This is a genomic window from Neisseria montereyensis (assembly GCF_024834045.1).
GTDB classification, from domain to species: domain Bacteria; phylum Pseudomonadota; class Gammaproteobacteria; order Burkholderiales; family Neisseriaceae; genus Neisseria; species Neisseria montereyensis.
Genome location: NZ_JANUXW010000004.1, coordinates 112,090 through 135,599 on the forward strand (window position 1 = coordinate 112,090; position 23,510 = coordinate 135,599).

Sequence of the window (23,510 nt, forward strand, 5' to 3'; positions counted from 1 at the left end):
AGGCCGTCTGAATAAACATGATTAAACTGTTTGTTATGTTCTCCTTTTTCAGACGGCCTAAACCATAACGGCCATCCGGCGGCAATCTATTCATGCCGCTTGGTTTTCAGACGGCCTAAAGTATCTATAAAGGCCGTCTGAAAAATATTTAACTGCGCTTGGCTTCGCCACGCACCGGCGCATCACCGGCCACATAATAAGCGGCAGTTGATTTGGGCAACGGTTGGCGGCCACGGATTTTGTCGGCGATTTTTTCCGCCAACATAATGGTGGTGGCATTGAGGTTGCCCGTAATAATGGTCGGCATAATCGAAGCATCGACCACGCGCAAGGCTTCAATACCGTGTACGCGGCCTTCATTATCCACTACCGCATCGTTGCCCTCACCCATCGCACAAGTGCAAGACGGGTGATAGGCGGTTTCGGCATGGTTGCGCACATATTCGTCTAGCTCGGCATCGCTTTGCAGATTGGCGGCCGGTGTTATCACGTCGCCGCGGTAACGGTCGAGTGCGGGCTGATTCATAATCTCGCGCGTAATACGGATGGCGGCACGGAATTCTTCCCAATCCTGTTCGTGGCTCATATAGTTAAACAGAATGCTCGGATGCTCGGCCGGATCGCGTGATTTCAGTTTAATACGACCGCGGCTGGGCGAACGCATCGAACCGACGTGTGCTTGGAAACTGTGCGACTTGCTGGCATTGCGCCCGTCGTAGCGCACGGCGATGGGTAGAAAATGATATTGGATATTCGGCCAAGCGAATTTCTCATCGCTGCGGATAAAGCCGCCGCCTTCAAAATGGTTGGTCGCGCCGAGGCCTGTGCCCATAAACATCCATTCGGCACCGATAGCGGGTTTGTTCCACCAGTTGGTTGCCGGCGCAATCGAAACCGGTTCTTTACATTCATACTGCATGTAAAGTTCGAGATGGTCTTGCAGGTTATTGCCTACACCGGACAAGTCGAGGATTTCGCTCACGCCTGCTTCTTGCAACCATGCGCCGGGGCCGACGCCGCTGCGTTGCAAAATCTGCGGCGAAGCAACCGCTCCGGCACACAACAACACTTCACGGCGCGCATCAATGCTATGCGTTTGCCCTTTATGGCTGAATCGTACGCCGCGCGCCCGTTTGCCGTCGAATAAAATCGTGTCGGTTAGCGCCCCGGTGAGGATGGTTAAGCGGTCGCGGTGTTTGGCCATATCCAGATAACCGCGTGCGGTTGAAGAACGGCGGCCATTAGGCGTTACAAAACGATCCATCGGGCCGAAACCTTCTTGTTGATAGCCGTTTAAATCATCAGTGTGGGGATAACCTGCATCTACACCCGCCTGAATCATGGCTTCGAATAGCGGATTCACGCCGGGTTTGGCCGTGGCCACATGTATCGGGCCGCTGCCGCCATGATACTCATTTTCACCGGCATCACGGTGCTCGGCTTTTTTGAAATAAGGCAGGCAATCAAGATAAGTCCAATCTTCCAAACCGGGCTGTTGCGCCCAGCTATCGAAATCCATCGCATTGCCGCGGATATAACACATGCCGTTAATCAACGACGAACCGCCCAAACCTTTACCGCGCCCGCAATCCATCTGGCGGTTGTTCATATGCGGTTCGGGGTCGGTTTTATAGCCCCAGTTATAAGTGGTGCCTTGCAGCGGCATCGCCAAGGCGGCCGGCATTTGCGTGCGAAAATCCAAACGGTAGTCCGGCAAGCCCGCTTCCAGCAGTAATACGGATACATTTTCATCTTCGGTTAGCCGTGCCGCCAATACATTACCGGCACTACCGGCACCGATAATAATGTAGTCGTAAGCAGTTTTTAATGACATTAAATTTCCTTCTTTCTTTTATCTTCTAACATAAACTTTTATCTTTATATAGCGAATTCATTTAAACGGCGTTTGTATAAAATAATTAGAAAATCACCGTGCCGTATGTCAAACAGTATGTTTACTTCCGTTTATCAAAATTAAATCTATCCCGGCTATCAATCAAATATCGGTTTTGCAAACATTATGCCGGGATTCATCAGCATAAATATGACAAAAACAAATTCATATTTATATTAATCAAAAATAAACTAAAAAATAAACCCAATATTTACAAATTGTTAATTCACAATTAATAGTCTATTTCACTATATTTATTGTATTGGTCGAAAATTTGTTTACTATTACGGCAGATAGTGAAATGGTTGGATGGAAACACCAATATCAACATATTTACAACCATTGCTAAAATTAACAGCTTGGTAAATTTGCTTTAAGCAAAATATCATCTTATGATGGTTATCGTAAATTATTTCGAACAGTAATGCGCAGATATATCATGTAACACTGATATTTCATTTTATAAATATTAGCATATTTAATATTTTATAATATCTGCTTCGATACAATTTACTTATGCCTCCAAACAATTTTATATATTAAGGATATCAGCATGAGTTCAAACAACGATTTATTAAACACGCCGTCAGAAGAAGAGGAAAAATCCGCTTCAACCAATCTGAAAGACAGCGGCATCTCCAGACGCAAACTTTTAGCTGCCGGTGCCGGCTTGGGTGCGCTGCCTTTATTGGGCACTCGCGCATTTGCAGCCAATAACAATTCTGCTGCCGCCGCAGCCACAACAAGACGTGCCCGCTCTTCTGCTTACGGTGCCAGCACAGCTGAAAAATCACTCAAGATCATCAGCTTGGAACGCTTAAAACAAGAAGCCAGTAAAGTGATTCCTAAAGCAGGTTTCGCATTCGTATCAGGCGCTGCCGGTGCCGAGTGGACTATGCATGAAAACCGTCGCGCCTTTGACGACTACCGCATTGCCGCCAAGCGCCTGGTTGGTTTATCACGAGACGATATCGATATTTCTACCAACCTGTTGGGCTTGAAATTACCTACTCCCGTTATCGTTGCACCTATGGGCGCACACGCCATGGTTCACGAAAGAGGTGAAATCGATACTGCCCGCGGTACCGGTTTGGCTAATACATTATACTGCTCATCCGGTGCTTCCAATGCCACTTTGGAAGAAATCGCCCGCTCTACTACCGGCCCGAAATGGTTCCAACTGTATTACAACAATGACGAAGCCGTTACCCGTTCACTGTTAACTCGTGCCAAAAAAGCCGGCTTCACCGCCATCATTTTAACCGCCGATGCCTTAGGCCCGGGCCAACCTGAAGAATTCCGCGCTATGGGCAGCCCTTTCCGCCCGGATAGAAACTTCGGTAACCACGATCCGAAAAAAGGCGGTTCAGGCGACTTCTTCAATCAAAAAACCTCATTAACCACTAAAGACGTTCAATTTATCAAACAATTTACCGGCCTGCCTGTGATTGTTAAAGGTATTTTGCGTCCTGATGATGCTGAAAAATTCGTTCGTGCCGGTGCCGATGCGATTCAAGTTTCCAACCACGGCGGCCGCCAAATCGACGGCGTTCCTGCCAGCATGACTGCGTTGCCCGCTATTGCTAAAGCGGTTAACAAACGCGTACCGATTATTTTAGACGGCGGCATTCGCTATGGTATCGATATTATTCGTGCCATCGCTATGGGTGCCGATGCCGTTGCCGTGGGCCGTCCCGTTCTGTATGGTTTAGGTGTGGGCGGTGCTCAAGGTGTGAAATCCGTGATAGACTACCTCAACGACGACCTGAAAGCCTCTATGTTGTTGTCTGGTGCGGCCAAACTGTCTGACTTGAACTCAAGCTATCTTGACATCGTTGGTGAAAATGAAAAATTTGACACCTACAACCGTTAATCTTGAATCTATCAGATTCTAAAAGTTAGAAAGCCGGGTATATTGCCCGGCTTTTTTATTACTTAAGCCGTCTGAAAAATAGTTTTCATCGTTATAAGTCAAAAAAATAAAAAGGCCGCCTGAAACACGTTTCAGGAAAAAAATAGATTTCAGACGGCCTCATATTTCATCAATACACTGCTTTAAACAGCTATTCAAACCTAAGCAAACTACTCCTTAGGTTTCGCCAATCTTTCTTGTCATTCCATAAAATCAAGCGTATCCAACATACCACCCTGTTCAGGAATGGCATGCCTTCCCAAATGCACTTTTAGAATACCGACTGATAATCGCCTAATTCAACCTGCACTGATTTGGTTTGCGTATAGTGCATAAGGGTTTGAATACCGTTTTCACGACCGACGCCCGATTGTTTATAACCGCCTACGGGCATTTGCGCCGGTGATTCACCCCACGCATTCACCCAACAGATACCGGCCTGAATCTGGCCGATCACACGGTGGGCGCGCTTAATATCACGCGAAACCACGCCTGCCGCCAAACCATATTCGGTATTATTGGCGCGAACAATCACTTCTTCTTCGGTGGTATAAGGCAAAATGCTCATCACCGGACCGAAAATTTCTTCACGGGCAATCGCCATCTCATCGGTGCAATCGGTGAATACCGTCGGCGCTACATAAGCACCCCGCGCCAATGCACCATCTTGCAAACGGGTACCGCCGGTGAGCAATGTTGCGCCTTCTTCTTTGCCTTTTGCAATATAGCCCAACACTTTTTCCATATGCGGGAAGCTGGCCAGCGGGCCGAAGTTGGTTTGTTCGTCAAGCGGATCGCCGATACGAATGCGCTCTACACGTTCTAAAATTTTGGCTTCAAAAGCAGCCTTCATTTTCACCGGCACAAACACGCGGGTACCGTTGGTGCATACTTGGCCCGAGCTGTAGAAATTCGCCATCATGGCAATATCGGCCGCCAGATTTAAATCGGCATCATCGCAAATAATCAGCGGTGATTTGCCGCCAAGTTCCATCGTGACATCTTTCAAAGATGAAGCGGCTGCCTGCGACATCACTTTTTTACCGGTTACCACGCCGCCGGTAAACGATACTTTGGCAATCTGCGGATGGGTGCTCAATGCTTCACCTACGCGCCAATCACCCTGCACCACGTTAAACACGCCATCGGGCAAGCCGGCTTCGGTGAAAATTTCCGCCAGTTTTAAAGCGCCGCTCGGCGTGACTTCGCTGGGTTTGAAAATCATGGCATTGCCGGCGGCCAAAGCCGGTGCGGCTTTCCACATGGCAATCTGAATCGGATAGTTCCACGCGCCGATACCGGCTACCACGCCAAGCGGCTCTTCGCGGGTATAAACAAAGCTGCTTTCGCGCAACGGAATCTGGCGGCCTTCGATAGCCTGTACCAATCCGGCATAGTATTCAATCACATCGGCACCGGTTACCACATCCACATACAGCGTTTCCGACAAGGGTTTACCGGTATCCAAGGTTTCGATTTTGGCCAACTCGTCATTGCGTTCACGCAAAATGGCTACGGCTTTTAATAAAATACGGCTGCGTTCTACCGCCGTCATCGCCGCCCAAACCTTTTGTCCGGCAATCGCGGCCTGTACGGCACTTTCAATTTCATCGGCGCTGCTTTGCTGAATCTCGGCCAGCACTTCGCCGTTGGCAGGATTAATATTTTGTAAGGTTTCGGCTTGCGGATTCTCGGCAACATAGGCGCCGTTAATATAGGCGGTTAATTTTTCCATATCAGGTAATCTTTCTTAGCAGATGCCAAACCGGCTTGAAACTTGGCGGTTCGGACGGATAAATAAAACGAATACGGCAGTAGAAACATTTAAAGTCTTTGATTTGTGTTCGAGCATAGAAAAGCAGCAGGCTGCCGTATATAGGTGTGCAAATAGTCACTTTGCGTTATTGATATTTATTTTTCTTTATAACATATTTCAGACGGCCTGTCATAGCGTCGGCGATATGATTAGGCCGTCTGAAAGACTCTTCAGACGGCCTTTTAAGGAAAATCGGGCATAGTTTCAACCAATAGAAAAAATGCCGGTAAAGCAGTGGCAATCGACAACGAAAAACAGAAAATATGTTATAAATAAGCTTTTCAACCAACACTTTCTTTGGAGTAATACGATGGAATTAGTATTTATCCGCCACGGGCAAAGCGAATGGAATGCCAAAAACCTGTTTACCGGCTGGCGCGATGTAAAATTAAGCGAAAAAGGTTTGGCGGAAGCGGCCGAAGCCGGACGTAAATTAAAAGAAAAAGGCTATTTATTCGACATTGCGTTCACTTCCGTTTTAACCCGTGCCATCAAAACCTGCAATATCGTGTTGGAAGAATCCGACCAATTATGGGTGCCGCAAATCAAAACTTGGCGCTTGAACGAACGCCACTACGGTCAATTGCAAGGCTTGGATAAAAAACAAACCGCTGAAAAATACGGCGACGAGCAAGTACACATCTGGCGCCGCAGCTACGACACCTTACCGCCCCTGCTCGACAGCAACGATGAATTTTCAGCACACAACGACCGCCGCTATGCCCACCTGCCCGACGATGTTGTACCCGACGGTGAAAACTTAAAAGTGACCCTAACGCGTGTCTTGCCTTTCTGGGAAGACCAAATCGCCCCGGCTATTTTGAGCGGCAAACGTGTTTTGGTCGCCGCACACGGCAACAGCCTGCGTGCTTTGGTAAAACATATCGAAGGCATTTCCGACGACGATATTATGGGCGTTGAAATCCCGACCGGCCAACCGTTGGTATACCGTTTGGACGACAACCTGAAAGTATTGGATAAATTCTATCTGTAATAGAGCCTGATTAAACAAGAGGCCGTCTGAAAACCATTCAGACGGCCTTTATTGATTTTATTCAGTGATTTAACGCAATACTTTTCTTTTAAGAGGCAACGCGCTTCAACAGTTCGTCTGCCAAAGCCAAATAAGCCACCGTGCCTTTGGCTTTGGCATCATAAGTCAAAGCCGGCATGCCGTGGCTAGGCGCTTCGGCCAAGCGCACATTGCGCGGGATGGTGGTTTCAAAAAGCTGTTTGCCGAAATGCGCCTGAAGCTGATCCGAAACCTCTTGCGACAAACGGCTGCGGCTGTCGTAAAGCGTACGCACAATGCCGAGAATATCCAGCTTCGGATTAATCGCTTGGCGGATTTTCCGAATGGTGGCCACCAAATCGGAAATGCCCTCAAGCGCATAATATTCGCATACCATCGGCACAATCACGCCGTTTGCCGCCACCAAACCGTTTAAGGTGAGCAAGGTGAGCGTGGGCGGGCAGTCTATCAATATAAAATCATAATCATCTGTTACGGCAGCCAAGGCGTTTTTCAAACGCATTTCGCGGGCAAGCTCCTGAACAAGCTCCACTTCCGCCCCGGCCAGCGTGCGGTTGGCCGCTAAAATATCGTAGCCGCCGTTTTTGCTGTGCAATAAAGCCTCTTTAATCGTGGCCTCACCCAATAAAACCTGATAGATGCCGCTGGAAATATTGCTTTTATCAATGCCGCTGCCGGTGGTGGCATTGCCTTGCGGATCAAGGTCGATAACCAATACGCGTTTTTTTTGTGCCGCCAGTGAAGCGGCCAAATTCACCACGGTTGTGGTTTTGCCGACCCCGCCTTTTTGATTGGCAACGGCGATAATATTGATGCCCATTCTATGCTGCCTGTTTTTTTAAGTTGGCTGAATTGTACCGTTATTTGCCGCTAAATGGTAAGAAGGCCGTCTGAAAGGTGTGATTCTGATAATAAATAAAATCGCACCGGATATTAGAAAATTTGTTTGGAAGCCATAAAAAGCACAAAGCCGCTATATCATTAGCGGCTTTGTGTTTCGGTTTTGAGTATTTGGTGTAAAGGGAACAAATTTTCTCGTATACGCGCACTCCGATTAAATAAGATTTAAGAGGGATAAAAAAATGAGTTAAGCTATTGGGTGTTTAATGGACTCGGCATTAGGATGTCTGCCAAGTGTCTTTATTTTGCAATAAATAATAATAATTATCAATAATAAAAACAAACTAAATCGCTTTGTTTTTATAAACATATGAAAAACAACATAATTTATTTTTTGTTCATGCTGTATTTTTAATATTACCCATAGCTAAACTTAACCAAACCGCCCACAATCGGGCTATAAATCCCGTATAATATCCCCATATTACAAACTATAAACCCACTTCATGATAAACAGATACCTCAATATCTGTTTGACGGAATCAGAAAATGTCTCAAACCTACCAAACCGTACAACGTGATTTATTGGAAGCCAACCGGCTTTCACCCGAAATGCTTTATCAAAGCCTCAATATTATCGGCAGTCATCATGTGGATTATGCCGATATTTATTGCCAACGCACTGCGTTTGAAAGCTGGCACTTGGAAGAAGGGATGGTGAAATCGGGCAGCTTCCAAATCGACCAAGGCGTCGGCGTGCGGGCGGTATCGGGGGATAAAACCGCGTTTGCCTATGCCGACAGTTTGGATGCGGCTTCTATTAAACGATCTGCCGAAGCGGTGCGGGCGATTGGTGCGGCAGGCCAAACGGCTAAGGTTCAGATTCCCACGCCTTATTACGGCAAACAGATCCATACTGTCGACAATCCTATTTACGGATTAGACTCAGCCGCCAAAGTCGCGCTTTTACACAAAGTAGAAGCCTTGGCTAAAGCAGCCGATCCCCGCATTGTGCAAGTAATGGCGGGGCTGACTTGCGAATATGACTTGATTTACATCGCCCGCTTAGACGGCAAACATGCCGCCGATATCCGCCCGATGATCCGCCTGAATGTAACCGTGATTGCCAAACAGGGCGACCGCCGCGAACAAGGCAGTGCCGGTGGCGGCGGGCGTTACGGCTTGGATTATTTTGACGACGAACGCATCGGCAGCTATGTGCAAAAAGCGGTGAAACAGGCGCTCACCAATCTTGAATCCCGCCCCGCTCCGGCCGGCGCCATGACGGTTGTATTGGGCAACGGCTGGCCGGGCGTGCTGCTGCACGAAGCGGTTGGACACGGTTTGGAAGGCGATTTCAACCGCAAAGAAACCAGCGCCTTTGCCGGACGCATCGGCGAACGAGTCGCCGCCAAAGGCGTTACCGTCGTGGATCAGGGTGATATCAGCAACCGCCGCGGTTCGCTTAATATCGACGACGAAGGCAACGAAACCCGCCGCACCGTTTTAATCGAAGACGGTATTCTAACGGGCTATATGCAGGATGAAACCAATGCCCGCTTAATGGGCGTGCCGGTTACCGGCAACGGCCGCCGTGAAAATTATTCGTCCGCCCCTATGCCGCGTATGACCAATACCTTTATGGAAAACGGCAACCATGATCCCGAAGAAATCATCGCTTCGGTCGACAAAGGGATTTATGCCGTGAATTTCGGCGGCGGTCAAGTGGATATTACCAGCGGCAAATTCGTGTTCAGCGCTTCCGAAGCGTGGTGGGTTGAAGGCGGCAAACTGCAATATCCGGTGAAAGGCGCCACCATTATCGGCAACGGCCCCGATGTGTTGAAACATGTTTCCATGATTGGCAACGATACCGCTTTGGATAGCGGCGTGGGCGTGTGCGGCAAAGACGGCCAAAGCGTACCCGTCGGCGTAGGCCAGCCGACATTGCGCATTGATGCCGGACTGATTGTTGGCGGCAGTGAAGTATGATTTTGAATTATCAGGCCGTCTGAAAACATCGCCCTTGCTTTAACCATAGGCCGTCTGAAATGTTTCAGACGGCCTATCTACATTCAAATGCCATCTTATTTAAACAGCCAATCCAGCCGCCACTATCCTAGCGCCGTTCAGCTTGTATAATAGCCCCACCCGTCGGCTGCGGCCGCTTTCCGGATAATCGCTCATGGCACGCCCCCGTTTTGTTTCCACCTTACTCATCGCTCTGTTACCACTGGGCTTTCTGGCCGTGATGGTTGTTTCACCGCTGATTGCACTGGCACTATACGACGACGCCAGCCCGTTGTGGCAGGTATTGCAAGACCCTTATATTCAAAGCCGTATCGGCTGGACCACCCTGCAAGCATTGATTACCTGCCTGCTCACCTTATTAACCGGCGTACCGATTGCTTGGGTGTTGGCTAGGTTGGACTTTCGGGGGCGGCGTTGGATTTTGCGGCTGCTGATGTTGCCTTTTGTGATGCCGACCTTAGTGGCCGGTATGGGCGTGTTGGCGCTATTCGGTCCGCACGGTTTATTGTGGGCGGGTTGGGACGGCACGCCTTATTTATTGCTATACGGTAATGTGTTTTTCAATCTGCCCGTTCTCATCCGCGCGGCCTATCAGGGCTTTCTGCAAGTGCCTGCCGCCCGGCTCTATACGGCGCAAACACTGGGTGCGAACACTTGGCAACGGTTTTGGTATGTGGAAAGGCCGGTATTGCAGCCTTGGCTGGCCGGCGGTATGTGTTTGGTGTTTCTGTATTGTTTCTCAGGATTCGGGCTGGCGGTATTGTTGGGCGGCAATCGCTATGCAACGGTCGAAGTGGAAATTTACCAGCTGATTGCCTATGAATTGGATATGGCGCAAGCATCGGTATTGGTTTTGCTGGTATTGTGCATTACCGCATTGGCCGGGCTACTTTATGCTTGGCTGAGCCGCCGTACCGCAAGCGGCCGCAGCATACAGCCGTTGCCGCCGTCCCCGCCCCGAAGCCCTGCGGCCAAATCGCTGTTGGCTGCCGCATGGGTATTGTTGATTGCCTGTTGCGCCCTGCCTTTATTGGCGGTATTACTTCAGGCCGTTCAGGCGGGCAGCTCTTGGCAGGTATGGCGCGAAGCGGATACCCTGCATGCGGTATGGAATACGCTGCGCTTTACTTTTTCGGCCATGCTGTTGGCCACACTGCTCGGTATTTTCCATGCCGCACTGGCTCGAAGGGCGGCATGGGTGCGCGGGCTGACTTTTCTGCCGTTTATGGTTTCGCCCGTTTGCGTGGCTTTCGGCCTGCTGTTGCTCTATCCCGAATGGACGGCTTCGCTACCTTTATTGGTTTCCACCTACGCGCTGTTGGCCTATCCCTTTATCACCAAAGACCTACTGGCCGCATGGGACGGCCTGCCCGCCGGCTATACGGCCGCCGCCCGCAGCATGGGCGCGACACCTTTTCAGACGGCCGTTTCGGTTACCGCCCCTTTATTGCTGCCCTCATTGCGGCGCGGCCTCACATTGGCCGCCGCCACTTGTGTGGGCGAATTTGCCGCCACCTTGTTTTTATCCCGCCCCGAATGGCAAACGCTTACCACTTTAATCTACTATTACCTCGGTAAAGCCGGTGCCGACAATCACGACCGCGCTATGGTGCTGACGGCCATTTTAATGTTTATCGCCTTTATCGTTTTTATCTTGCTCGATGCCGTTGAAAAACGCGAACAGGCCGTCTGAAAAGGAATCCGTCAATATGCTGCAACTCAAACACATTCATAAACACTATGGCGAAAAAACCGTTGCCGACGATATTAACCTTGAAGTCGGCAACGGCGAACTGTTGGCCATCCTCGGGCGCTCCGGGTGCGGGAAATCTACCTTATTGAAAATTATCGCCGGATTGGTGCAGGCCGATAGCGGCGAAGTATGGATAAACGGCACCGACCATACCCGACTGCCACCCGAACAGCGCGGCATTTCGCTGGTGTTTCAAGATTATGCCCTGCTGCCCCACCTCAATACCCTGCAAAACGTTGCTTTCGGCCTCAAAATGCAAGGCATCGGGCGTAAAGAATCCTATCCCAAAGCCATGGAAATGTTGGCCGAAGTGGGTTTGGGCAATGAAGCACAACGGCGGGTAGAAAGCCTCTCAGGCGGCGAACAGCAACGCGTCGCCCTCGCGCGCGCTTTGGTTACTAATCCGAAACTAATGTTGCTCGACGAATCTTTTTCCAGCTTGGATACCGGCCTGCGCCACCATTTGCGGCAATTCACCGCCGACCACATCCGCCGCCGCAATATCCCCGCCGTGATGGTAACTCACGACCCGGAAGAAGCGTTTACCCTCGCCGACCATATCGCGCTGATGGATAGCGGCAAAATCCTTCAGACGGCCACACCCGACGCCTTGATTAACCGGCCGGTGAACGCACGCGCAGCGCGTTTAATCGGTGCTTATAATGTGAACGACACCCACTATATTCCCCAACAAGCACTGCATTTCAACCAAGCAGGCGGCACTATCTGCACCGTAACCCAATTTTCCCGCCTACCCGACCGCAATCTGCTCGGCATGCAGCATCCGCAATATGGCGAAATCTTACTGCTGCCCGACCCTGCCCAAACCGAAGGTTTAAACCTACAAACAGGCAGCCAATGGCCATTGCAGGTAGACGAAGATAAAATTGTGTGGTTCGACCGTTAAAATAATGAACAAATATAAAGCCATACCTATTAGGCCGTCTGAATGTTTTCAGACGGCCCGATTTATATTGTTAAAATAATCCGATAGCTGGTTTTAACTGCCGATAAAACAACCAAAATAAAACCGAAATTATCGATAGCTTCTTCATTTCCGACACATAATCATTAAATTTCTTTGCATATTCTTCTCTTGCCTGCCCAAACGCCTTCTATTAAGCTTAATACCCTCTTAAAACTTTTATTACCAACAAAGGAATCATTATGTCCGTTATAACTAGAACCGTTGAATACACTGCAGCAGATGGCACCGTTTTTAAAAGCACCCTCTATCTGCCGAAAAATACCGTAAAAGATTTATCCGGCGTATTGGTGGCACCGGAATGGTGGGGTTTGAGCGAACATGCCAAGCATTCCGCCGAGCTCTTGGCCGAACAAGGTTATGCCGCATTGGCTATGGACTTATACGGCGATGCACGTTTAACCGATGATGCCGCCCAAGCCAACGAATGGATGACTCAAGCTTTATCCGATCCGACGATTCTGGCAGAGCGCACCAAATTGGCTTATGAAGCACTGGCGGCACAACCTGAAGTGAACCCGCACAGCCTCGGTGTTATCGGTTTCTGCTTCGGCGGCCGTGTTGCTTTGGATATGGCTCGCCGCGGTATGGATTTAAAAGCAGCAACCAGCTTCCACGGCATTTTGGGTACGGATATCCGGGCGGAAGAAGGCCTGATCAAAGGTGAAATACTGGTTGAACACGGTGGCGCAGACAGTATGGTCAGCATGGATGATGTCGCCTCATTCCGCCGCGAAATGGATAACGCCAAAGTACGTTATCATGTTGATGTATTCCCTAATGCCAAACACGGTTTTACCAACCCCCAAGCTACCCACAATGCAGAAAAAAACGGTACCGATTTGGCTTATAACGAAGAAGCCGCCACAAAAGCATGGCAAAACATGCTGAACTTATTAGAACGCACACTGTAAAAAATGCGCTATTTCTCGATAAAGCACTAGGCAGCATTCAACACGAATGCTGCCTAGTGCTTTAATTCCCTACACCCCCATACCTACGGGGATATCACTCTATTTTTATATAAGGCCGTCTGAAACATCAAAAAGCCCAAACAACATCACACTCGCAACATGTTTATTTTAAAGAAAATTTTATTAACATAATCACTACACCAAACTACTTTATAAAATAAAACCATTATTTTCAATATGTTAATATGTTTATTATCATTTTATAAAAATAAAAATAAATTCCTTTTTATTTCAACAAATTAATCTGTTTTTATATCAAAGTCATATAAATTGTAATTTTTACATTTAAATAATAAATGCTCCATAATCATTTTTAATAAAATTAAATTATTGAATTCAATTCATACTTGATAAAAAATGCCATAGATTTTCAAAAATATAATCATTTGTTTATTTTCCCCACCTACCTATTCTTGTTTGACCATCTTGGCAAGGCTGAAAAAAAAAGGTACATTCCGACTACACCGAGTTACAAGCATAATGTACACCGGTTATCCAAAAATCAAGCGAGAACAAAGGAGTTACTTAAATGACAAATTATCAAAACGAGATTAAAGTTGCAGACGAATTGAAAAACCAACATAACAAGGGCTGGCAAAATATCACCCCCGAATATGTGGCTCGTATGCGTTTGCAAAACCGCTTCAAAACAGGTTTGGAAATTGCCCAATATACCGCCGACATCATGCGTAAAGACATGGAAGAATACGATGCCGACCATGCCAAATATACCCAATCACTAGGCTGCTGGCACGGCTTTATTGCCCAGCAAAAAATGATTTCTATTAAGAAACACCAAAAAAGCACCGACAAACGCTATATCTACCTTTCAGGCTGGATGGTTGCCGGTTTGCGTTCCAAATTCGGCCCCCTGCCCGACCAATCCATGCACGAAAAAACCACCGTGCCTGAATTAATCGAAGAAATCTACACTTTCCTGCGCCAAGCCGATGCCCGCGAGCTGGATTTGCTGTTCACTGCTTTGGATGAAGCCAACCGTGTCGGCGACAATGCGAAAGCCAAAGAAATTCAAGATAAAATCGATAATTTTGAAACGCACGTGGTGCCGATTATTGCCGATATTGATGCCGGTTTCGGTAATGCGGAAGCCACTTACCTGCTGGCGAAAAAAATGATTGAAGCCGGTGCTTGCTGTATTCAAATCGAAAACCAAGTATCCGATGAAAAACAATGCGGCCACCAAGATGGTAAAGTAACCGTACCGCATACCGATTTTATTTCTAAAATCAACGCTGTACGCTATGCCTTCTTAGAATTGGGTATCGACAACGGTATTATCGTCGCCCGTACCGACTCACTCGGTGCCGGCCTAACCAAACAAATCGCCTTCTCTTCCGAAAAAGGCGACTTGGGCGACCAATACAACAGCTTCTTGGAAGGCGAAGAAATTACCGACCTTTCACAAATCAAACCGGGCGATTTGATTGTGAACACCAACGGCAAAACCATCAAACCGACCCGTTTGGCCAGCAATCTGTTCCAATTCCGTAAAGGCACCGGTGTCGACCGCGTGGTTTTAGACTGCATCACTTCATTGCAAAACGGCGCCGATTTATTGTGGATTGAAACCGAAAAACCGCACGTCGGCCAAATTAAAGAAATGATGGATAAAGTTCGCGCCGTTGTACCGAATGCGAAACTGGTATACAACAACAGCCCGTCGTTCAACTGGACGCTGAACTTCCGTCAACAAGTATTTGATGCATGGAAAGAAGCCGGTAAAGACGTTTCCGCTTACGATCGCACCAAACTGATGAGCGTTGATTACGACGAAAGCGACTTGGCCAAAGAAGCAGATGAGAAAATCCGCACCTTCCAACAAGATGCTTCACGCGAAGCCGGTATTTTCCACCATCTGATTACTCTGCCGACCTACCACACTGCCGCTCTGTCTACCGACACCTTGGCAAAAGACTACTTCGCAGAAGAAGGCATGCTCTCTTATGTGAAAAACGTTCAACGCCAAGAAATCCGCAACGGCATCGCCACGGTGAAACACCAAAACATGGCCGGCTCGGATATCGGCGACAACCACAAAGAATACTTTGCCGGCGAAGCTGCTCTGAAAGCAGGCGGTAAAGACAACACCATGAACCAATTCTCGTAAGAGAACGGTTTCAGACGGCCTTACTCCAGGGGCCGTCTGAAACTTCCCTCTTTACCGATATGGTTCCGCCATACCGGTAAAGGCAGGCGACAGCCTGTAGTATTGTTTGTGAAGCGTAAATCTCTGATTGAGATATTTAGGCAGTCCGTACGGATTGCCTTTTTTTACTTATCTGGCAAGCGACCAGACTACTTTAAACTTTTCAGACGGCCTGATTTCATCACCATTAAAAAACGGGCAGATGCCTACACATCTACCCGTTTTTTAATACATGCTTGTTATTTTTACTTTATGGCAAACGGCGATTATGCATTAGCGAAACCACAACAGACACGACCAACGCACCAAACACAATTGCCAACGATAAGGCAATCGGAATATGTACCCAAGGGGTAATCAACATCTTAATGCCGATAAAGCTCAATACAAAAGCCAACCCGTATTTCAAATAAATAAAGCGGTCGGCAATATCGGCCAAAAGAAAATACATCGCCCGCAAGCCGAGAATGGCAAAAATATTAGAGGTTAATACGATAAAGGGATCGGTGGTAACCGCAAAAACCGCCGGAATACTGTCTACCGCAAAAATAATATCGCTCACCTCCACCATCATCAAAACCAACAACATCGGCGTAGCAATATACTTACCGTTTTCAACGGTGAAGAATTTCTCACCATGAAAATTGCGACTCACCGGAACATGCCGTTTAATCCAATTGAGCATTTTGTTTTGAGATAAATCTTCTTCATCATCGTCATCACCTTCGCGAAGCATCTTCACGCCGGTGTAGAGCAAAAATGCGCCGAATACATAAAGAATCGCCTCGAATTTTTCCACCAGCACCGCGCCGATAAAAATCATCAGCATCCTGAGCACAATGGCACCGAATACCCCGTAAAGCAAAACCCGGTGCTGATATTTGGGCTGAACTTTAAAATAAGAAAAAATCATCAAAAACACAAAAATATTGTCAACCGCCAATGATTTTTCCAATACATAGCCGGTAAAGAATTCCAATACTTTCTGCTTGGCCACCACATGCCCGTAGAGCGGATTGCCTGCCAGCTCGAAATACAGCCAACCGCCAAAAAGGCATGATACGGTAATCCATACCAAAGACCATGCCAATGCCTCTTTCACGCTAACCTTATGCACACCCGTCTTCTTCAAAGACAGCATGTCGATAATAATCATAATGAAAACGGCAATAAAAAACACCCCGTAAAACAAGGGTGTCCCAACCGAGGGATGCTCAACCATAAAATTCCTAAAATAACGCAATAATCATCAAAGCCGGTTATTCTAGCACAACCGATACCGATAAACCCGACAAAGGATAATATCAGGCCGTCTGAAAACCAGCCCGTATTACCATGTTACATAAAACATTGTTTTTGCCAGCAATACAATCAATATCATATGCACTAATACCGCCCGATGAATATATTTGGACCAAGCCACCGTGAGCGTTTCGCGCCGCATTTTGGTGACGGCAATCAAAAAATGTACCAACACACTAAACGCCAATAATATTTTCAAAAAAAGCTGGGTATTGAAAGAAGCGGCAAACGGATGAGCCAAAATAGCCGTATAGCGGTGCGCCATCGTTAAGCCGGATAAAAACACCCCGCCCACAATCCAAGGCATCACCCGCACTGCACGGCGGGCAACCGCCTTTTCCACTTCGCGCCGCGCTTCCCGCGATACCTGCTTGCTATGAACCGCCGACAACACCAGCGCCTCAAAAAATACCCCGCCTACAAAAGCAATCGCGCAGAAAAGATGTATGATATGTGCAACAGAATAAACGCTCATAAAATATGCTTTCAAACTCTTTCGCAGTTTTAATACTCTTTACACCGTACAATATACCATTATCCGCCCGATATGCCATACTGAACTATGCCGATACGGGCAGACGCTTGGTTAACACTCACAACTCACAAAAAGTTATGAACACAAGCACACTTCCTTTATACTAACATTTGTTCTTTCTTTTAGGAGGATATTATGAAATCTACTATCGTTAAAGCTATCGCTCTGCTGGCTGTTGCCGGTTCACTGACTGCTTGCGAAAGCATGTCCCGTACCCAACGTAACGCAGCTACCGGTGCCGTTATCGGCGGTGTGGCCGGCAACCTGATCGGCGGCGATACCGGTTCTACCTTGGGCGGTGCCGCATTGGGCGGTGTAGTCGGCAGCCAAATCAACCGATAAGATCCGTTTAGGCAATAACACAAAGGCCGTCTGAATAAAACCCTAATCGGGTTGTTCAGACGGCCTTTTAAAACCACTTCACGTTATCCCATCAACAACCGACAGACAAATTCTCTACCATACGGTCGGTCATACGCTTACTGGCTCCACGGTGCTTTTCCACAAACTGCGCCGCATGTTCGACATATTGCCCCCTGTTTTGCGGATTAGCCAACCAATGTGCCGTCATATGCTGCCACTCTTGGGCACTGAAAATCTGCTTGGCCGCCCCTGCTTCCACCGCACCTTTACAGGCATCGGCAAAATTATAAGTAGAGGGGCCGAATAAAGTCGGCACGCCGCAGGCCACCGGTTCGATAACATTTTGACAACCGGCATCTACCAAACTACCGCCGACAAAAGCCACATCGGCCGCCAGATAATATGCGGTTAACTCGCCCATGCTGTCGCCAATCCAAACCTGCGTTTCAGCGGCAACCGGTGCATCATCACTACGCTTTTGTACTTTAAACCCCAAAGCGGCAGCCGCATCATAGGCCGTCTGAAAACTTTCGGGATGGCGCGGCACAATCACCAATAACGCATCGCCCTGATAAGTCTGCCAAGCCTTTAACAATAATTGCGCTTCATTCACACCCTTATAGTCGCGCGTGCTGCCGCAAACCACCACCGGACGGCTGCCGATACGTTCTTTAAACTGCGCCGCCCGTTCGTGCATGGTTTCGGTCGGCGTAATGTCGTATTTACTGTTGCCGCAAACATGCACATTCGACGCACCGATTAAATGCAACCGCTCGGCATCGGCCGCCGTTTGCGCATAGCAGCCGCATAAAGTCTGCATGGCAGGCTCTACCAGTTTGCGCACTTTCAGATAACCATTCTGCGATTTTTCCGATAAACGTGCATTGGCCAAAAACAAAGGCACACCCGCTTCGGCGCAACCGTGCATTAAATTCGGCCAGATTTCCGTTTCCATCAATACCCCGAAACGGGGGCGGTGTTCGTTTAAAAACTGCCGAATCCACTCCGGCTTGTCATAAGGCAAATAGCGGCATTGTGCATCGGGATACAGCATCTCGGCCGTGGCACGGCCCGTTGGCGTCATTTGCGTCATCAATAACGGCGCATCAGGAAAATGGTACCGTAATTCACGGATTAACGGCTGCGCCGCACGGGTTTCCCCCACCGAAACAGCATGTACCCAAATCGGCTGCTGCACCGGATTAGGAAACACCCCGCCGAAACGCTCCGGCCAATGTTCCAGATAAGCCGGCGCTTTTTCACCGCGCTTTCTTAAATAGCGGCGGATAAAAAACGGAGCGATATGCCAAAGTTGCGTATAAAACCAACGTGTATTCATAAAATAACTATAAAGTCCGACCACCCAAAACACGGCACACAACCGTAGGCGGTATAAAATATTTATGCGGCCAACCAAATCATCTCAAAACCGAACCGCAAACCGAATAAGGTATTGTAACGCAACCGTGCCCAATCGTTTGAATCTTGCTATTTTTGAGCGGCCGTCTGAAAACGCATGATGCCTTGTTCGCATACAAACGCATCCAATTGCCTATCATGCGCTTCATGAGGCAGTTGCTCGCACAGCTGGCATGCAAAGCCCACGCCGACAGTATGCGGTTGCAGCCTGCCGCGCAATGCCGCCAGCGACACATCATAATAACCGCCGCCCTGACCAAGCCGGAAACCCTGTTTGTCGATACCCACCAGCGGCACTAGCAAAACATCCAAATGATGGGCACGGATTTTTTTACCTGAAAATTGGGGAATATACAAAGCCGACTTGCCGCGCCGCCGTTCCGCGTGCCGGGTATCCGCCCGATAAGGCGTAAACCACAGGCGCAAGGTATTTTTCTCAATATAGGGCAGATACAGTTTCGCCCCGCGCTGCAAGGCCGTCTGAATAAACCCGTCTAAGCGCAATTCGCTGCCAATCGGCCAATAAATACCGATACGCCGCCCCCTGCGGATATAACGCTTGAGCGCACGGCCTGCCGCACGGGTTGCACGGATGCGTTCATGCTTATCCAACTGCTGCCGCGCACGGCGGAAGTGGCGGCGTAAATCCGATTTCTCTTGAGCCAGCGACATATTTCAGACGGCCTTTCTAATCAAACATATTGCCATGACACAAGTCGGTACAAACCTAATACTCAACCGACTGGAAACGATAACGCATATATCAGGCCGTCTGAAAAAATTTTCAGCCGGCCTATTGTTAAACATCAAGCTTGTTTGGCATCTTTAAACCCGCGTTTCAAATGCACCATCAATAGGGTAACGGCAGCCGGGGTAATGCCGGAAATACGGCTGGCCTGTCCTACGGTTTCGGGGCGGTTTTGGTTGAGTTTTTGCTGCACTTCCGCCGATAGGCCTTTCACTTTGCTGTAATCGATATCGGCCGGCAGTTTCAGGCTTTCTAAATCGCGGCGGCCTTCGATTTCTTCGTTTTGGCGGTCGATATAGCCTTGGTATTTCACCTGAATTTCTACCTGCTCCAACACTTGCGGGCTAAGCTCGGTTTCGGGTTGGGCGCCGGGCAGGGTCATCAGGGCGGCGTAGTCGATATTGGGGCGGCGCAGTAGGTCGTGCAAATTGGCTTCGCGGCTGAGTTTTTGGCCGAATACGCGGACTTGATCACTCTCGGACAGTTTGGCCGGGGTGTACCATGTGGTTTTCAGGCGTTGGATTTCGCGCTCGATTTGTTCGCGTTTTTGCTCGAATGCCTGCCATTGGGCTTCGCTCACCAAGCCGATTTTATAGCCTGCTTCGGTGAGGCGCATGTCGGCGTTGTCTTCGCGCAGTTGCAGGCGGTATTCGGCGCGGCTGGTAAACATGCGGTAGGGTTCGTTTACGCCTTTGGTAATGAGGTCGTCCACCAATACGCCCAAATAAGCCTGCTCGCGGCGCAACAGCAGCGGGTCTTGCTCGCGCACATATTGCACGGCATTGGCTCCGGCCAACAGGCCTTGTGCGGCGGCTTCTTCGTAGCCGGTAGTGCCATTTATCTGGCCGGCGAAAAACAGGCCGGCAATGGTTTTGGTTTCCAAGCTGGCTTTCAGGTTGCGCGGGTCGAAATAATCGTATTCGATGGCATAGCCGGGGCGCAGGATATGGGCGTTTTCCAAGCCTTTCATCGAGCGGACGAGTTCGATTTGAATATCAAACGGCAGGCTGGTAGAAATGCCGTTCGGATAATATTCGTTGGTATTTAAACCTTCCGGCTCAAGAAAAATCTGATGGCTGTCTTTATCGGCAAAACGGTTGATTTTGTCTTCAATCGAGGGGCAGTAGCGCGGGCCGACGCCTTCGATTTTGCCGGTGAACATCGGGCTGCGGTCGAAACCGGAACGGATAATATCGTGGGTGCGGCTGTTGGTATGGGTAATCCAGCACGATACCTGATGCGGATGCATGGCGGTATTGCCGCGCACGGAAAATACCGGCACGGGATTGTCGCCGGGCTGTTCGGTGAGTTGTGAAAAATCAATGGTGCGCCCGTCGATACGCGGCGGCGTGCCGGTTTTCAAGCGGCTTTGCGGCAACTTGAGCTCTTTCAGACGGCCTGACAAGCCTTGTGCGGCCGGATCGCCTGCCCGTCCGCCGGGATAGTTTTCCAAGCCGATATGGATTTTGCCTGCTAAAAAGGTGCCGGCGGTCAACACCACGGCGCGGGCTTTAAATTCCACGCCCATAGCGGTTTTCACACCGCTAACGTGTTCACCTTCCAAGGTAATATCTTCAACGGCCTGTTGGAAAATATCGAGATTGGGCTGGTTTTCCAGCATATCGCGGATAGCGGCTTTATAAAGAATGCGGTCGGCCTGCGCACGGGTGGCGCGTACGGCGGCACCTTTGCTGGCGTTTAATCGGCGAAACTGAATACCGGCTTTATCGGTAGCCAGCGCCATCGCGCCGCCGAGCGCATCGACTTCGCGCACCAAGTGGCCTTTGCCGATACCGCCGATAGAGGGGTTGCACGACATTTGGCCGAGGGTTTCGATATTGTGGGTCACCAATAGGGTTTGTGCGCCCATGCGGGCGGCGGCCAGTGCGGCTTCGGTTCCGGCGTGTCCGCCGCCGACCACAATGACATCATAAGTTTTAGGGTAAATCATTATCTTGACTGTGCTTTAAAAATGAGCAGAATTGTACGCCCTTTTGAGGCCGTCTGAAACTGGTTTGATATTTTTCAGACGGCCTTAGCGCTATCGGCTGGCTGATACGTTCTGCTTGATTATTTTAATAAAATGTTTATATCAATATGCTATGTTGATATAAAAGAGTGTCTATATTTCAGACGGCCTGTTCGCTATGATACAGGCCGTCTGAAATCTTAATAAAAACTTTCTTCGCCTTCGGGGCGGGTTTTGAAACGTTTATGTAGCCAGAAATATTGCTCGGGATGTTCGCGGATACGCGCTTCAATAAAGTCGTTCATGCGTTGGGTATCGGCTTCGGAATCATTGGTCGGAAAGTTTTCCCACGCCGGATAAAAACGCAGGGTAACGGTACCATCATCTTCACGGGTCGGAATAGCGGGAATCACACGGGCTTTAGTCATCGCAGCGATACGGCTTAATCCGGCAATGGTGGCGGTGGGGATACCGAAAAAATTCACAAAAATCGAATCGTTGCGGCCGAAATCCTGATCGGGCAGATACAGAAACGGGGCATCGCTTTTTCTCATCTGTTTGATAATCGCGCGCAAGCCTTCGGTGCGGCCAATCAAAAAAACATTATTGTAACGGTGGCGGCCTTTAAGGATTTGTTTGTCTAAGGCTTTGTTTTTTTGATGCGAATACATACTGGTGAGCGGCACATCCTGATTCAGCGTATAAACCGCCATTTCAAACGCGGTAAAGTGCGGATAAAGTAAAATCACTTTTTCTCCGGCCGCCAGTGCATCATCCAAATAATGTTTATCGCGATAATGTACTTTTTCACGCAGCTTTTCCGCAGAGCTATACCAATACACGCCGTATTCGAGCATCAGTTTGGCCATGTGCTGAAAGTGTCGTTTCAATAAAGTGCGGCGTTGTTCTTCACGCCAATCGGGAAAGCATTTGCGCAGGTTGGTTTCACCGATTTTACGCCGAGACGAAACAGTATAGTACATCAGAATACCGATAAAATCGGCCAATTTTTGAATCATACCGAAAGGTAGTAATTGAATCAGGTAAAGAATAAAAAAAGCAAATTTCATATCATTATTTATATTTCATGGTTGTGGCAGCATTTCTGCTGTTTGTTTGTGCTTGAAAATCGAATCATTCCCTATCTATTCAATCTGATTCCTCTATCTTAAAAAAGTTTGGCTAAAACAGACTTTATCAACGCTGGAAGCGCCCGCGTTTTACTTGCAAAGCCCCTTGTTGGAGTTGTGCCCCCAAGCTGTGGTTACGCAAAGCATGGGTTAGCGCAACGGCCAAGCCGTCGGCAGCATCGGCTTGCGGTGTACCCGATAGCGACAGCATTTGTACCACCATGTGTTGAACCTGCTCTTTGGCCGCCTTCCCCTTGCCGACTACCGCCTGCTTCACCTGAAGCGCGGTATATTCGAATACGGGCAATTGATGCATCACCAAAGCGGCAATAGCCGCCCCGCGCGCCTGCCCGAGCATCAGCGTGGAGGCGGGATTCACATTCACGAATACTTGTTCCACTGCCGCCTGATGCGGTTGGTAGTGCCGGATAATTTCATCAATATGTTTCACAATCACGGCAATACGTTCTGCCAACGGCGCAGCCGGCGGGGTTTTAATACAACCCGAAGCCACATAAAAATGCTCGCGGCCACGCACATCAATCACCCCGAAGCCGGTAACACGGCTGCCGGGGTCGATACCTAAAATACGGATCGTTTTATTCATTTGCACGGTCTTTTGGTTTCAGACGGCCTAAA

The 23,510-nt window shown here is 48.8% G+C and carries 18 protein-coding genes; 8 read left to right on the top strand and 10 right to left on the bottom strand.

The features are described from left to right. Window positions 1-148 precede the first annotated feature (148 nt). A complete protein-coding gene (gene betA, locus NXS09_RS06520) occupies window positions 149-1,834 on the bottom strand; it encodes a choline dehydrogenase (protein WP_259291741.1) in 1,686 nt (561 codons plus the stop codon). A 613-nt stretch (window positions 1,835-2,447) separates the two neighbouring features. On the opposite strand from betA, the gene NXS09_RS06525 reads away from it, so the two are divergent. Continuing rightward, window positions 2,448-3,767 carry an alpha-hydroxy-acid oxidizing protein gene (locus NXS09_RS06525; protein WP_259291742.1) on the top strand — a complete coding sequence of 440 codons (1,320 nt, stop codon included), beginning with the start codon at window positions 2,448-2,450 and terminating at the stop codon, window positions 3,765-3,767. Between the two features lie 310 nt (window positions 3,768-4,077). On the opposite strand, the gene betB is transcribed toward NXS09_RS06525, so the two are convergent. Further along, window positions 4,078-5,541 carry a betaine-aldehyde dehydrogenase gene (gene betB, locus NXS09_RS06530; RefSeq protein ID WP_259291743.1) on the bottom strand — a complete coding sequence of 488 codons (1,464 nt, stop codon included), beginning with the start codon at window positions 5,539-5,541 and terminating at the stop codon, window positions 4,078-4,080. A gap of 391 nt (window positions 5,542-5,932) precedes the next feature. Between betB and NXS09_RS06535 the strand changes: the two genes are divergently transcribed. After that, window positions 5,933-6,616: a 2,3-diphosphoglycerate-dependent phosphoglycerate mutase gene (locus tag NXS09_RS06535; RefSeq protein ID WP_259291744.1), complete on the top strand. Its 684-nt coding sequence runs from the start codon at window positions 5,933-5,935 to the stop codon at window positions 6,614-6,616. Between the two features lie 88 nt (window positions 6,617-6,704). On the opposite strand, the gene NXS09_RS06540 is transcribed toward NXS09_RS06535, so the two are convergent. Beyond that, window positions 6,705-7,475 carry a ParA family protein gene (locus tag NXS09_RS06540; RefSeq protein ID WP_259291745.1) on the bottom strand — a complete coding sequence of 257 codons (771 nt, stop codon included), beginning with the start codon at window positions 7,473-7,475 and terminating at the stop codon, window positions 6,705-6,707. A 569-nt stretch (window positions 7,476-8,044) separates the two neighbouring features. On the opposite strand from NXS09_RS06540, the gene tldD reads away from it, so the two are divergent. The 5 genes from tldD to NXS09_RS06565 all read left to right on the top strand — a co-directional run bounded on the left by tldD (window position 8,045) and on the right by NXS09_RS06565 (window position 15,366). After that, window positions 8,045-9,487: a metalloprotease TldD gene (gene tldD, locus NXS09_RS06545; protein WP_259291746.1), complete on the top strand. Its 1,443-nt coding sequence runs from the start codon at window positions 8,045-8,047 to the stop codon at window positions 9,485-9,487. 193 nt (window positions 9,488-9,680) lie between these two features. Beyond that, window positions 9,681-11,219 (top strand): ABC transporter permease, encoded by a 1,539-nt coding sequence (locus NXS09_RS06550; RefSeq protein WP_259291747.1) that lies wholly within the window; start codon window positions 9,681-9,683, stop codon window positions 11,217-11,219. Window positions 11,220-11,235: 16 nt separating this feature from the next. Next, complete coding sequence (locus NXS09_RS06555) at window positions 11,236-12,186, top strand: ABC transporter ATP-binding protein (RefSeq protein WP_259291748.1); 951 nt, start codon at window positions 11,236-11,238, stop codon at window positions 12,184-12,186. Window positions 12,187-12,446: 260 nt separating this feature from the next. Beyond that, complete coding sequence (locus tag NXS09_RS06560) at window positions 12,447-13,178, top strand: dienelactone hydrolase family protein (protein ID WP_259291749.1); 732 nt, start codon at window positions 12,447-12,449, stop codon at window positions 13,176-13,178. Between the two features lie 589 nt (window positions 13,179-13,767). Next, on the top strand, window positions 13,768-15,366 hold the full coding sequence (locus tag NXS09_RS06565; protein WP_259291750.1) for an isocitrate lyase: 1,599 nt from the start codon (window positions 13,768-13,770) through the stop codon (window positions 15,364-15,366). A gap of 289 nt (window positions 15,367-15,655) precedes the next feature. On the opposite strand, the gene NXS09_RS06570 is transcribed toward NXS09_RS06565, so the two are convergent. Together NXS09_RS06570 and NXS09_RS06575 are read right to left on the bottom strand one after the other, a co-directional pair. Continuing rightward, window positions 15,656-16,627 carry a TerC family protein gene (locus NXS09_RS06570; RefSeq protein ID WP_259291751.1) on the bottom strand — a complete coding sequence of 324 codons (972 nt, stop codon included), beginning with the start codon at window positions 16,625-16,627 and terminating at the stop codon, window positions 15,656-15,658. Between the two features lie 108 nt (window positions 16,628-16,735). Then, window positions 16,736-17,182, bottom strand: coding sequence for a CopD family copper resistance protein (locus NXS09_RS06575; protein ID WP_259291752.1), 447 nt, complete (start codon window positions 17,180-17,182; stop codon window positions 16,736-16,738). A gap of 195 nt (window positions 17,183-17,377) precedes the next feature. On the opposite strand from NXS09_RS06575, the gene NXS09_RS06580 reads away from it, so the two are divergent. After that, complete coding sequence (locus NXS09_RS06580; RefSeq protein ID WP_259291753.1) at window positions 17,378-17,584, top strand: YMGG-like glycine zipper-containing protein; 207 nt, start codon at window positions 17,378-17,380, stop codon at window positions 17,582-17,584. Between the two features lie 91 nt (window positions 17,585-17,675). Here NXS09_RS06580 and waaA read toward each other — a convergent pair whose 3' ends face one another. From waaA to ruvC, 5 genes are all read right to left on the bottom strand, one after another. Further along, complete coding sequence (gene waaA, locus NXS09_RS06585; protein ID WP_259291754.1) at window positions 17,676-18,944, bottom strand: lipid IV(A) 3-deoxy-D-manno-octulosonic acid transferase; 1,269 nt, start codon at window positions 18,942-18,944, stop codon at window positions 17,676-17,678. 149 nt (window positions 18,945-19,093) lie between these two features. After that, window positions 19,094-19,696 (bottom strand): 5-formyltetrahydrofolate cyclo-ligase, encoded by a 603-nt coding sequence (locus tag NXS09_RS06590; RefSeq protein WP_259291755.1) that lies wholly within the window; start codon window positions 19,694-19,696, stop codon window positions 19,094-19,096. 134 nt (window positions 19,697-19,830) lie between these two features. Beyond that, on the bottom strand, window positions 19,831-21,723 hold the full coding sequence (gene mnmG / locus NXS09_RS06595; RefSeq protein ID WP_259291756.1) for a tRNA uridine-5-carboxymethylaminomethyl(34) synthesis enzyme MnmG: 1,893 nt from the start codon (window positions 21,721-21,723) through the stop codon (window positions 19,831-19,833). Window positions 21,724-21,941: 218 nt separating this feature from the next. Beyond that, the gene (locus NXS09_RS06600) at window positions 21,942-22,811 is read right to left on the bottom strand and encodes a lipid A biosynthesis lauroyl acyltransferase (protein WP_259291757.1); all 870 of its coding nucleotides are present in this window, start codon (window positions 22,809-22,811) and stop codon (window positions 21,942-21,944) included. 127 nt (window positions 22,812-22,938) lie between these two features. After that, window positions 22,939-23,478, bottom strand: a complete 540-nt coding sequence (gene ruvC / locus NXS09_RS06605) for a crossover junction endodeoxyribonuclease RuvC (RefSeq protein WP_259291758.1) — start codon at window positions 23,476-23,478, stop codon at window positions 22,939-22,941. Window positions 23,479-23,510 lie beyond the last annotated feature (32 nt).